The following is a 12,427-nucleotide window of genomic DNA, read 5'->3' on the forward strand; positions in this document are numbered from 1 at the left end:
GTCCCGCCGGCCGGCATCATATCGGCCCGCGGACGGCCGCCGCCAGACGCGCCGCGGCAAAGCCGGCGCGCGGCGGGCGATCGACCGTCGTCGCGGCCAACACGCCGCGCCGCGCATTCGGCCGCGACCGCGCGCTCAGCGGTTGCGCAGTTTGCGCAGCATCCGCCAATGGGTGCGCGTCGGCGCGATGAACACGCGCTTGGGGCGCGAGGTCACCCGCCCGCGGGCCTGGGCCTGGCTCGCGCCCTGCATCCGCACCGGCACGCGCAGCTGCGCGCGGGCCTGCGGCTTGGACCACAGCGGCGGGGCCTGCACCCGCACCGGCGGCAGCGGCGTGACCGGCGCCGAGGCCGCCGCGGCCATCGACGCCAACGCCGCGGCCGGCGCCATCGAGGTCTGCTCGATGCGGCAGTCGTCCGAGCTCATCGCGGCTTGGGCGCAGCCGCTGCCGTAATAGAACATCACGCCCTCGTAGTCCGCCGCGACCACCACGTCGCGGCAGCCGTCGCCGTTGAAGTCGCCGTGCGCGAGTTCGTTGCGGTGTCCGCCGATCTGGGTCGGCCCGTGCGAGGTGCCGTTCCATTGCGCTGGGGACAGCGCACCGTCGCGCTGCAGGTGATAGGCCAGCACGGCCTGGGGCTCCGGATCGTCGGACGCCCGTTGCACCGAGACTAGGTCGGTGCGGCCGTCGCCGTCGAAATCGGCGGCCAGCAACTGCGACTTCGCCGATCGCGCGGTATACGGCTGCGCCGCGGACAGGCCGCCGCCCGCCAGTTGCAGGTACACGTTGGCCGAACCGTCGAGATAACCGCCCGTGGCGATGTCCGGGCGGCCGTCGCCGTTGAAGTCGCCGACGGTCGCCTCCGGCGGTATGAACGCCGGCCACGAGCCGAGCAGCGTGGCCTCGCCGAGGCCTCCTTGCGGCAACTGCCGCCGCCACATCGCCCGACGCATGCCGTACGGGGCATCCGCGTCGGTGTAGACGAAATCGCGGCGGCCGTCGCCGTCGAAATCCACCGCGTCCACCACCTGCGCCACCGGCTTGCCCAGCGGCAGTTCGGCGGTTTCGCGGATGCCGCCCTGGCCGTCGCTGTAGCGCACGCGCAGGCGCGTGCAGTACGCGCCGGAGAGGTCGGCGACGTCGGCGCAGTCGCCCGCCACGCTGCCGCGGTTGACGATGGTGACGAGGTCGTCGAGCCCGTCCTGGTCGACGTCCATCGTGCTGCCGAGCATGGCGTCGCCGACCCATTGGCGCAGGCTCAGGCCGCCGTGGCCGTCGGACAGCAGCACGTTGAGCCCTGCGGCCAGGCCGGTGCTCTCGGAGCGATCGCGCGAGGCGAGGATGTCCAGGGCGCCGTCGGCGTTGAGATCGATCAGCTGCAGCTTCATCTGCCGGTAGAGCCCGTCGTGCGGGAAACGCCAGACCTGCGGCGACGACGGCAACCCGCCCTGCGGCTGCTGCAGGAACACCTGCACGCTGTTGTCCGCGGCGGCCACCACCACGTCGTCGCGGCCGTCGCCGTCGACGTCGCCGGCCACCGCCTGGCCGAAGATCTGATAGCCCTGGTAGCCGATGCCGCCCTCGGCGACCGCCGGGCGGTAACGCGCCCCTTCGGTCAGGGCGTAGCCGCCGGACTGCGTCGCGGCGCCGCCGCCGAGCGGCGCGTTCGCCGGCGTCGCGGCGCTCGCCGGACGCGGCGCGCCGCCGATGGCCGCGGATGCGGCGTCCGCCGGGGCCTCTGCCCGCGGCGCCGGCGGCGCAGCCGTGTCCGGCGCGCGCCACCACAGCAACAGGCTCGCCACGGCCAGCGGGCCGGCACCGAGCCACAGTTTCCAACTCAATCCGCGCATCGTTCGTTTCTCCTTGAGTTCGCTGCGGCCGGGCTCAGCGTTCGCGCTGTCGCGCGAGCGCGCGCCAGGGCGCGCGCGCCGGCGCGTGACCGCTGCGCCCGGCGGGCGCGGCCAGCGCCGCGGCGCGGCCGGCCGGACGGCTCGCCGCCGGCATCGGGCTCGCCAGCGCCGCCGGCGCCGCGGCCGCCAGCGGCGCGCTCTGCTCGATCCGGCAATCCTGCGAACTCATCGAGGCCTGCATGCAGCCGCTGCCGTAATAGACCATCAGCCCTTCGTAATTGGCGCCCACCGCCACGTCGCGGCAGCCGTCGCCGTTGAAATCCCCATGCGCCAGAACGCCCGCGCCGCGGATCTGGGTGAGGCCGTGCGAGGCGCCATTCCATTGCGGCGCGCTCAACCCGCCGTTGCGCTGCAACTGGTAGGCCAGCACGTCCTCGTCTTCGCCGACGCTGTCGGGATGCTGCACCGAAACCACGTCGGTGCGTCCGTCGCCGTCGAAATCGGCGACCTGCAATTCCGATCCCACCACGAACGCCGGATACGGCTGCGGCGCGGCGAAGCTGCCGTCGGCCAGGCGCAGCGCCACGGTCGAGGTTCCGGCCTGGCGGCTGCCGGTGGCGATGTCGAGCCGGCGGTCGCCGTTGAAGTCGCCCAGCGCCACCGTCATCGACGGCCAGGGCGGGAACGCGCCCAGCACCGCTTCCGCGCCGAGCCCGCCCTGCGGCAGCTGCCGGCGCCACGCCAAACGGCTGGAACCGACCGTCATCCCGTCGTGCGGGCGATAAATCAAGTCGCGGCGGCCGTCGCCGTCGAAATCGAGCGTGGCCACCACCGAGGTCAGCGGCAGCCCCAGCGGCACGAAGGTGCTCTCGCGAAAGCCGCCGCGGCCGTCGCCGTACAGCGTGCGCAGCCAGCGGCAAAGCTCCCCGGCCGGGCGTCCGCAATCGGCGGGCGCGCCGGGACGATGGACCGCTCCGACGATGTCCTCATGGCCATCCTGGTCCACGTCCATGGCATAGCCGATCCCGGTCTCGCCGGAACCCGACGGCGGCACGGGCACCTGCCGCAACGCCAGTCCGCCGCGGCCGTCGGACAGCAACAGATTCAGCGCCGACGGCGGCGGAATCTGCGGCAAGGACGGCGGCTGGCTGACGATGTCGAGCGCGCCGTCGCCGTTGAGATCGACCAGCATCGCCGAGCTCTGCTGAAGGCGGCCGCCGTTGGGGAAGGCCCATATCTGCGGCGGGAACGCGAGCCCGCCCTGGGGCTGCTGCACGAACACCTGGATCGTGCCGTCCTCGGTCGTCGCGACCAGATCGTCGCGGCCGTCGCCGGTGACGTCGCCCGCTAGGACCGTGCCGAAGAGCTGGTAACCCATGTACCCGAGGGCCGGATCGGCGATGGTCGGGCGGTAACGCGGACCTTCGGTCAGCGCATAGGCGTCGCCGCTGTCGGCCGCGGCGGCCGGCCACGGCGCGGCGCGCGCCGCCGGCGAAGCGGACGCGAACGCCGGCGCGCCGCCGACCGGACCCTGTACAGCCGGCGCCGCCGCGGCCGGTTCGACCGGCTGCGCCGCCGCAGGCCCCTGTCGCCATGCCGTCACGATCAGCGTCGCCACCAGCGCGGCCGAGCCCGCGCCGGTCCAAAGCTTCCAACTCAGCCAACGCATCCGTGTTCCCCCTGAAATCCTGTCGGATCGGTGCCGCCCGTCCTGCGCGCACGGTATGCGCGGCAGCGACCGCCCTCGTCCGGCCGGGATCATATCGGGCCGGCGATGGCAGCCGCCAGCCGTACCGCAGCGACGCGCCACGGCGGCGCCCGCTACCGGTGCGCCCGGCGCTTCGTGAATACGCCGCGGATCGCGTGGCGCCCGCCAAAGCCGCCGGTCTATAGTCGGCCACCATCCCCGCGTGCGCCGTCATGCCCGTCGTCGCCGAATCCGAGCGCCTGCCGCGCCTGCATGCCCTGCCGCTGTCGCCGGCCCTGCTGGCGATGGCCGCGGGCCGCCTGCCGCATCCCGCGCTATGGCGGTGCCGTTCGGGCGATCCGTTCTACGTCTATCGCGGTGCCGGCGTCCCCGATGCGGCGGAACTGATCCCGTTGTGGGATTGGCATTCGTGGGCGCTCGGCGTGCGCGAACGGCGCGATGGCCTGGAATTCCTGCGTTTCAGCATCGAGGCGCCGGACGCGCCCGAATGCCTGGCGCGCACCGAGCAAGGCCTGTGGGCGCGTTTGTTCGACGCGCTGTACGAGGACGACCTGGACCTCGACGAACTCGCCGCGATCGCCGAGGCGGTGGATTATCGCCATTGGCCGCTGCAACTGAGCCGCCGCGAGGACGCCGAGCCGCGGTTCGGCGACGGCCTGGAGCATTCGCGATGGCTGGAGGAGTGGGTCGCGGCGGTCGATACTTCGGCCGCCGCGGACTGAGCGCCGCGCGCCCGGTCACTTCGCCACGGTCAACTCGCGATGCAGCGCCTGCGCATCGCCCTGCGCCAGCCCGCCGATGCGCAGGCGGCCGCCAGGAATCTCGCCCTGGATGGTCGCCACGCTGACCGCCGTCGCGCCGACCACCACGGCCATGCGCTTGCCGAGGTTGTCGCGGGTGATCTGGGCCAGGCGCCGCGCGCCTTCTTCGTTCAAGCGCAGGTCCAGCGAGGCCTGGCCGTTTTCGTCGGTGCTCAGCGCGACCTGGGCGATCTGGCCGCGCGCGATCGCCGGCATCGGCTTCAACGCCACGCGCGGTTCCTGGCCGGGAAACGGCCGCAGCACCGGCAGCGTCCTGGCGTCGGCCGCGCCGTCCTCGGCGACCAGGTAGAAGGCGACGTCGCCGCGCACCGGCTGCGCGCCCGCCAACGGATCGACGGTCCCGTCCGGCGCGCGCGCGCAACCGGCCGCGCCGAACAACATCGATAGCGCCGACAAGGCCAAAGCCGCGACCAACGCGCGCGCCTTCATCGCCGCTCAGCCCTGCGCCAGGGCGAAGTCGATCGCCGCGCGCACCGCCGCCGCCTGCGCCTGGTTGCACTGCTCCGGCGTGGCGCGCGGGCTGTCGGGATAGACCTCGGTGGTGGTGCGATAACGCGCGTCGGTGATGCCGGCGCACAGGCCGAGCTTACGCACCGGATAGTCGATGACGCCGCGCGCGACCACCGGCGAACCGATGATCTCGCCGCGCGCGTCGGCCGGGGCGATGTGGGTGACCTTTTCGACTTCGGCGATGATCGCCTGCTGGAACCGCGGCTGCGGATCTTCGCTGTCGCCGACCAGATAGAAGCCGTCGGGAATTTCGCCGGGCTCGTAGGGCTTGCCGTCGCGCGCGGCCAACGCCGGGCGGAACTCGGATTCGTCGCTGTCGGTGGTTTCGTGCAGATCGATGTGCATCAGCGCGCTCGCGCGCAGCGGCGCCGCCAGCGCCCACAGCGCGGCCGATTCGCCGGCCGGGCTGTCGTCGCGGAACGAACGGTTCGGATCGATCGCGTCCGGGTTCCAGCGATGGATGCGCTCGTAGGCCCATGGGCTCACGCACGGCGCCACCAGCAGGTTGATGCGGCCGGCATAGGCGCCCGCGTCCTGGTCCAGGAACAGCAGCGCGCCGTGCACGCCGCTGGTCTCGTACCCGTGCACGCCGCCGGTGACCAGCATCGTCGGCAACGACTCGTCCCAGTTGCGGCTCTTCAGCGCGAACAGCGGGAAGCGGCCGTCGGCGCCGTAGTCGAGCTCGCCGTACTGGATCTTCTCGTAGCGTTCGCCGAGGCGCTCGATGACGCTCGCCACTTCATCGAAGTAGCTGCGATGGCGGATCTGGCGCGAACGCCATTCGGCGACCTCCGCGGGTCCCCAGGCCTGGCCGGGCGTGCCGATGGGATAGAAGGCGGTGGCGGTGCTCATGACGGCGGCTCGTGGTTGCAGCGAAGGGCACGATTTTAGCATCGTTCGCTGCGCCCGGCCGCGTGGGGGCCGCGCAGCCGGAGGCCGCCGGCGAGCGCGATTCGCATGCGGCATCGACGCCTCGATGTGCTTTCGATATGCCTATCGCCTGCGCTCGCGGCAGACAGGCCGCAGCGGAACGGGAAACCGCGCGAAAACCCGGCGTTTTCCGCGCTCGTCCGGCCAGGCCGGTTTGCTAAGCTGCGCACCGCGAGCGGCATGGCGCCCGCCGCACACCGTCCCTGCGGAGCGAAGCCGAGCCATGTCGAATCCCCTTTCCGCCTCCCCGCCGACGCCAGCACGCAGCGCGTCGCGCCGCGTCGTCGCCGCGCTGATGTTCGCACTCGCTCTCGCCTGCGCGAGCGCGCATGCGCAAACGCCACTGCTCCGGGTCGATTACGAGACCGGGACGATCGACTCGGGCATTCCCGACCTCAACACCAGCGACGCCAGCGCGGCCGATGCCATCTTCGTCAGCGAAACCGCGCGCGCGGGCCGCTACGCCATCGCCCACAAGGTCGTGCTCGACGATCCGGCCTACGTCTCCGAAGGCAAACCGCGCAGCGAGAGCGCCGCATTGAGAACGCTGCCGGCGAGATACCGCAGCGGCGACCATCGCCGCTACGCCTTCAGCGTGATGCTGAAGGACTGGGAAGACTACACGGCGGGCCGCATCGCGTCGGTCGACATCGTCTGGCAGTTCAAGCACACCCAGGGAGGGGCCGACATGTTCGTCGGCGTCAGGCGCAACCAGTTGGTGCTGCGCTACGCCAACACCCAGTCGGTCCTGATCAACGACATACGTCCCTACGACAACGCCTGGATCGATCTTCGCTTCGACGTGCTGTGGGCCGATACCCCGACCGGCTACTTCACCGCCGACCTGCGCCTGCCCGGCGAAAGCGGCTTCACCCGCAGGGCCGCCGTCGCCGGCATCGTCACCCTGGACCCCACCGCCACCGGCGCCTTCGGCTATCCCAAGTGGGGCTTGTACCGGCCCGATTCGGATTCCAGCCGCGGCTCCGCGATCACTCGCATCGCCCTGCACGACGAAATCTCGGTGACCGCCCTGCCCGCCGCGCGCATCCGCTTGAACAAGGCCTTCGCGCCCAGCGGCCGCGCCGGCGACGGCGACCAATTCGCGCTGAGCATCGCGCCGCCGGCGCCGGCCGGCACGGTCAGCGCGACCACCACCGGCAGCGGCGCGCAGGTGACCTCGCCGCCCGCGCTGCTGGTCGCGGCGAACGGCGGCGGGACGTATGTGCTCAGCGAGACCGCGGCCGCCAGCGCGCCGGGAACCGATCTCGGCCGCTACCGCAGCGCCTACGCCTGCACCAACGCGCGCGCCGGCGGCCAAGCGCCGCGCGGCGACGGCGCCTCGTTCGCGCTCGCGCTCGCCGACGAAGACGATCTGAGCTGCACCTTCACCAACACCCGGGCCAACACTTCGGACCTGGCGATCGCCGTGACCAACACGCCAGCGCAAGGTCCCGGCGACCAGCCCGACGACAACGTGCTCGCGGGCACCGTCTCCACCTACCGCATCCAGGTCAGCAACCACGGGCCCGATGCGGCGACCGGCGCGATCGTCCGCGACGCCGCACTGGCCGGGCTGGCGTGCGCCGATCCGGTGGCGTGCGCCGGCGCCGCCTGTCCCGCCGCCACGGTCGCCGTGGCCGACCTGATGGGCGCGGGCGTGACCCTGGGCGAGTTGGCCGGCGGCGCCTCGGTGTCGCTGGACGTCAGCTGCCGCGTCGCGCAATGACGGCAGGCGCCGCGGGTCGCGAGGATGCCGCCACGCAACCGGCGACGCTGCGCCGCGGCGCGATCGCTCACACCCAGCGCAGAGCGACCGCCGCCACGACCAGATAACGCGCCAGCTTGGCGAACGCCACCAGCGGCACGAACGTCCGCAACGGCTCGCGCATCACGCCCGCGACCAGGGTCAGCGGATCGCCGATCACCGGCACCCAGCTCAGCAGCAGGCTCCAGCGGCCATAACGGCCGTACCAGCCGCGCGCCCGCGCCAGCTGCGCGGGCTTGACCGGAAACCAGCGGCGATCGCCGAAACGGTTCAACTCGCGGCCGAGCCACCAGTTCACGGCGGAGCCGAGCACGTTGCCGACGGTGGCGACGGCGACCAGCAACCACGGCGCATAGCCCTCGACGATCGCCGCGGCCAGCGCGGCTTCCGACTGCGCGGGCAGCAGCGTGGCCGCGATGAAGGCGATCAGGAACAGGCCGAGGTAAACCATCGCGCGAGTTTAGCGGCGCGGCGCTTGCGTTTTCGCGGTCGCGGCTCGCGCCGCTCCTACAGGCAGCCCATGTAGGAGCGGCGCGAGCCGCGACCGCGCCACCACAACCGCGACGCAACCGCCACCAAGCAAGGCGACCGCAAAAAAAGGCGGGCCGGCGACCGCATCGGCCGCCGCACCCGCCTTTCGCTCGCCACGGCCGCAACCGCGGGCCGTGCGTTTCAATCCATCGGCGCGCCCGCAACGGCGCGCCTCATCCCAAGCGCATCACCAGATCCGCACGCGCTGCTCCGGCGCGATGTACATCGCGTCGCCCGGCTTCACCTCGAACGCCTGGTACCACGGGTCGAAATTGCGCAGCGGCCCGTTGGCGCGGTACTGCGACGGCGAATGCGGGTTGGTCTTGATCTGGTTGAGCAGCGCTTCGTCGCGGTACTTGCCCTTCCAGATCTGGCCCCACGACAGGAAGAAGCGCTGGTCGCCGGTATAGCCGTCGATCTTCGCCGCCGGCTTGCCGCCCAGGCTCAGCTGGTAGGCGGTGTAGGCCATCGACACGCCGCCGAGGTCGCCGATGTTCTCGCCCATGGTCAGCTGGCCGTTGACGCACTGGCCCGGCAGCGGGCAGAACGCGTCGTACTGCGCGCCCAGCGCCTTGGTGCGCTGCTCGAAGCGGCTGCGGTCCTGGTCGGTCCACCAGTTGCGCTGGATGCCGGCGAAGTCCGACTTGCTGCCCTGGTCGTCGAAGCCGTGGCCCATCTCGTGGCCGATCACCGCGCCGATGCCGCCGTAGTTCACCGCCGCGTCGGCGTTGAGGTCGAAGAACGGCGCCTGCAGGATGCCGGCCGGGAACACGATCTCGTTGAAGGTCGAGTTGTAGTAGGCGTTGACCGTCTGCGGAGTCATGAACCACTCGTCGCGATCGGTGCGGGTGCCGATCCGGCGCACCTGGTCGGCGCGCTGGTAACGACGCATCTGCAAGGTGTTCGCCATCAGGTCGCCCGGCACGATGCTCACGCTGGAGTAGTCGCGCCACTTGTCCGGATAGCCGACCTTGGGCCGGAAGCTGTCGAGCTTGCGGTAGGCCTCGGTCTTGGTGTCCGCGCCCATCCAGTCGATCTTCTCGATGTTGGCGCGCAGCGCCTTGCGCAGGTTCTCCACCAGCTGCTGCATGGCCGCCTTGGCCTGCGGCGAGAAGTGGCGCTCCACGTACAACTTGCCCATCGCATCGCCGAGCGCGTCGCTGCCGGTGACCGTGGCGACCGCGCGCTTCCAGTCGTCGCGCTGCGCCTTCTGGCCGCTCAGCACGGTGCCGTTGAAGGCGAAGGCCGCGTCGTCGATTTCGCGGCTCAGCAGCGCAGCGTTGTTGCGCACGGCGTGAAAGGCCAGGTAATCGCGCCACACCGGCAGCGGGGTCTTGGCGACGGCCTCGATCACCGGCTGCACCGCGCTCGGCGTGGCGACGTTGACCTTGTCGATCGCCGGCATGCCCTGCGCCTTGAGCTGCGCGGCCCAGTCGTAGCCCGGGTACTGCTTGGCCAGTTCGGCGAAGCTGGAGACGTTGTAGGTCTTGTCGCGGTTGCGCAGTTGCGCGCGCTCCCACTGCGGCTTGGCCAGCGCGGTCTCCAGGTCCAGGATCGCCTGCGCGCGCGCCTTGGCGTCCTTGATCCCGGCGAAACCGAGCATGCGCTCGATGTGGGCCAGGTACGCGGTGCGGATGCCGACGAAGCGCGCGTCCGGGTTGAGGTAGTAATCGCGGTCCGGCAGACCCAGGCCGCCGACGCGCAGGCCGACCAGGTAGCGGTCCGGGTCCTTGCGGTCGAGGTCGACGCCGAAGCGCAGCGGCGCGTTGGTGCCGTCGAGATCGACATCGCCGAACGCGGCGATCAAGGCGCCGGTGGAATCGATCTTGGCGATCTTGTCCAGCACCGGCTGCAGCGGCGCGATGCCGGCGGCGTCGCGCGCGGCGCGGTCCATGTAGCTGGCGTAGTAATCGCGCAGCTTCTGCTTCTCGCTGCCCGGCGCCAGGTCCTTGCGCTTGACCAGTTCGTCGATGATCGCATGCACGTCGGCTTCGGAATCGTCGCGCAGCTTGTTGAACGAACCGTAGGAGGTCTCGTAGTCCTTCAACTGGTAGGTCGCCAGCCAATGGCCGTTGACGTAGCGGTTGAAGTCGTCGCCCGGCTTGACGCCGGTATCGCGCGCGGTGAGGTCGACGCCGAAATCGCCGAGCACGGGCTTGCCGGCCGCGGGCTTGGCGGCAGCGGCCTTGGCCGCCGCGGACTTGGCGGCGGGCGCGGCGGCACCGGCGGCGAAGGCGGACGGCGCGGCCAGCGCGGCGGCGAGCGCCAGGCTCAGGCTCAGGCGGGAGAGATTCATGGCGGTGCGGTCCCCGATGGAAACCGCCGAGACTAGCGCACGGCGCGGGGCGGTGTCGTGGGCCGTTGGTTTGGGCGGGCCGACGGCCCTGCCCGGCAAAGCCGGCGCGCGCGGTCGGCACTTTCGGCTGAATTGCGAGCACTTGGGCCGGCGGCGTCGGCTGCGCTCTGCGGCGTGCGGGAGTCATCGCGAAACCCACCCACCGTCATGCCCGCGAACGCGGGCATCCAGGGCGTCACCGCGGCACCACTCCAGAGTCTCCGGATTCCCGCCTTCGCGGGAATGACGTCGTGGAGGAATCTTCGCAAAACCTATCTATCGCCGCGCCCGCGCATGCACGCACTCGGCGCTTCGCCGCTCACCCGCCGCGCCGCTTGCGGAACTCGCTGACCTTATGCCGGTTCCCGCACAACGCCATGGCGCACCAGCGGCGCCGGTGCGATTTGGTGGTGTCGTGGAACCACAGCACGCAGTCGCTGTGTTCGCACTGGCGCACCAGGGCGAAGTCGAGTTCGGCCAGCAGTTGCGCCGCGGCCTCGCCGAGCGGCGCCAGCGCGCGCCAGGCGGGATCGCCGACGGCCGCGCGGCGCGCCGCGGCGCCGTCCTCGCCCGGCTCCAGCACCCAGTGGCTGTGCATGTGCGCGAGCAGCGCGTTGAGCGGCGCCAGCGCGACCGGCTGTTCCTGCTTGCGCGCTTCCACCGCCGCGCGGATCGCCTCGCGCAGCGCGCGCGCGCGCTCGGCCAGATGCGGCTGCGGCGCCTGGGCGTGGCCGCTCGCGCGGCTCAGCCACGCGGCCGCGGCGGCATCGTCGGTCAGGTGCTCGACCAAGGCGCCGCCCTCGAGGGTCAGCGTGTTGAGCAGGTCGAGCGCGGGCTGGCCGGCGATCAGCGGGGGCCAGTCGGTGGGGGTCGGCGTCGTCATCGGGCGTAGTCCTGTGAGCCGGCAATGTAACCTTAAAAATAATATTTGACAAGTTACATCGGGCATGGCTAGCCTTTTGTAACCCGCATTCAATTCGAATTAGGGTTACAACTTTCCAGGAAACCTCCCCATGTCCTCGTCCCTGTTCCCGGTCCACCACCGTTACGTCGAAGCCGACGGCCTGCGCGTCTTCTACCGCGAGGCCGGCGATCCGAACGCCCCGACTCTGTTGCTTTTGCACGGCTTCCCGACCAGTTCGCTGATGTTCCGCGAGCTGATCCAGCGGCTCGCCGGCCGCTTCCATCTCGTCGCCCCCGACCTGCCGGGCTTCGGCTTCACCGAGGTCCCCGACGCGCGCGGCTACGTCTACGACTTCGATCATCTCGGCCGCACCCTGGAAGCCTTCGTCGATGCGCTCGACCTGCAGCGCTACACGCTGTACGTGTTCGATTACGGCGCACCGGCCGGCCTGCGCCTGGCCTTGGCCAAGCCCGAGCGCGTGAGCGGGCTGATCTCGCAGAACGGCAACGCCTACCTGGAAGGCCTCGGCGAGGCCTGGGACCCGATGCGCCGCTACTGGGCCGACCCGAGCGCGGACAATCGCGAAGCGCTGCGCCAGTTCCTGTCGCTGGAGGCCACGCGCTGGCAGTACGAGAACGGCGAGCCCGATCCGACCCTGGTCGCGCCGGAGGCCTATCACCTGGATTACCTGCTGATGCAGCGCCCCGGCAATGCCGACATCCAGCTCGACCTGACCCTGGACTACGCCAACAACCTGACCCTGTATCCGCAATTCCAGCAGTTCTTCCGCGAGCGCCGGGTGCCGACGCTGGTGGTTTGGGGCCGGCACGATCCGTTCTTCATCCCGCCGGGCGCGCAGGCCTATCGCCGCGACAATCCCGACGCGCAGGTGGAGCTGCTCGATGCCGGCCACTTCGCCCTGGCCACCCATGGCGCGCATATCGCCCGGCGCATCGAGGAGGTATTCGGCGCCGCGCGCGGCTGAGCGCGGCCTGGGCCGGGCGCCGACGATGCCAACGACGACGACGCCAAGCGCCACCCGCGAGCACGAAAAAAAGCGCCGCGCGTACCG

The 12,427-nt window shown here is 71.3% G+C and carries 10 protein-coding genes; 3 read left to right on the top strand and 7 right to left on the bottom strand.

What is annotated here, in order from left to right; genetic code table 11:
* Positions 1 to 135: 135 nt before the first annotated feature.
* Both JHW41_RS15175 and JHW41_RS15180 read right to left on the bottom strand, forming a co-directional pair.
* Entirely contained in the window at positions 136 to 1,851 is a 1,716-nt protein-coding gene (locus JHW41_RS15175; RefSeq protein ID WP_250443069.1) for an FG-GAP repeat domain-containing protein, read from the bottom strand.
* A gap of 34 nt (positions 1,852 to 1,885) precedes the next feature.
* Positions 1,886 to 3,520, bottom strand: coding sequence for an FG-GAP repeat domain-containing protein (locus JHW41_RS15180; RefSeq protein ID WP_250443072.1), 1,635 nt, complete (start codon positions 3,518 to 3,520; stop codon positions 1,886 to 1,888).
* A 251-nt stretch (positions 3,521 to 3,771) separates the two neighbouring features.
* Here JHW41_RS15180 and JHW41_RS15185 point away from each other — a divergent pair, with 251 nt between their 5' ends.
* On the top strand, positions 3,772 to 4,281 hold the full coding sequence (locus tag JHW41_RS15185) for a hypothetical protein (protein WP_250443075.1): 510 nt from the start codon (positions 3,772 to 3,774) through the stop codon (positions 4,279 to 4,281).
* A 15-nt stretch (positions 4,282 to 4,296) separates the two neighbouring features.
* Here the strand turns inward: JHW41_RS15185 and JHW41_RS15190 are convergent, their stop codons facing one another.
* Together JHW41_RS15190 and JHW41_RS15195 are read right to left on the bottom strand one after the other, a co-directional pair.
* Complete coding sequence (locus JHW41_RS15190; protein ID WP_250443077.1) at positions 4,297 to 4,761, bottom strand: SecDF P1 head subdomain-containing protein; 465 nt, start codon at positions 4,759 to 4,761, stop codon at positions 4,297 to 4,299.
* A gap of 54 nt (positions 4,762 to 4,815) precedes the next feature.
* Complete coding sequence (locus JHW41_RS15195; protein ID WP_250443079.1) at positions 4,816 to 5,742, bottom strand: M14 family metallopeptidase; 927 nt, start codon at positions 5,740 to 5,742, stop codon at positions 4,816 to 4,818.
* Between the two features lie 373 nt (positions 5,743 to 6,115).
* Here JHW41_RS15195 and JHW41_RS15200 point away from each other — a divergent pair, with 373 nt between their 5' ends.
* On the top strand, positions 6,116 to 7,546 hold the full coding sequence (locus tag JHW41_RS15200; RefSeq protein ID WP_250443082.1) for a heparin lyase I family protein: 1,431 nt from the start codon (positions 6,116 to 6,118) through the stop codon (positions 7,544 to 7,546).
* 67 nt (positions 7,547 to 7,613) lie between these two features.
* Here the strand turns inward: JHW41_RS15200 and JHW41_RS15205 are convergent, their stop codons facing one another.
* The 3 genes from JHW41_RS15205 to JHW41_RS15215 form a co-directional block, all read right to left on the bottom strand.
* Entirely contained in the window at positions 7,614 to 8,036 is a 423-nt protein-coding gene (locus tag JHW41_RS15205) for a YqaA family protein (RefSeq protein WP_057947207.1), read from the bottom strand.
* Between the two features lie 267 nt (positions 8,037 to 8,303).
* The gene (locus tag JHW41_RS15210) at positions 8,304 to 10,412 is read right to left on the bottom strand and encodes a M13 family metallopeptidase (protein ID WP_250443085.1); all 2,109 of its coding nucleotides are present in this window, start codon (positions 10,410 to 10,412) and stop codon (positions 8,304 to 8,306) included.
* A 358-nt stretch (positions 10,413 to 10,770) separates the two neighbouring features.
* Complete coding sequence (locus tag JHW41_RS15215; RefSeq protein ID WP_250443088.1) at positions 10,771 to 11,334, bottom strand: CGNR zinc finger domain-containing protein; 564 nt, start codon at positions 11,332 to 11,334, stop codon at positions 10,771 to 10,773.
* Between the two features lie 130 nt (positions 11,335 to 11,464).
* On the opposite strand from JHW41_RS15215, the gene JHW41_RS15220 reads away from it, so the two are divergent.
* A complete protein-coding gene (locus JHW41_RS15220; RefSeq protein ID WP_250443091.1) occupies positions 11,465 to 12,340 on the top strand; it encodes an alpha/beta fold hydrolase in 876 nt (291 codons plus the stop codon).
* The last annotated feature ends 87 nt before the right edge of the window (positions 12,341 to 12,427 follow it).

The sequence above is a fragment of the Lysobacter enzymogenes genome (assembly GCF_023617245.1).
Classification (GTDB): domain Bacteria; phylum Pseudomonadota; class Gammaproteobacteria; order Xanthomonadales; family Xanthomonadaceae; genus Lysobacter; species Lysobacter yananisis.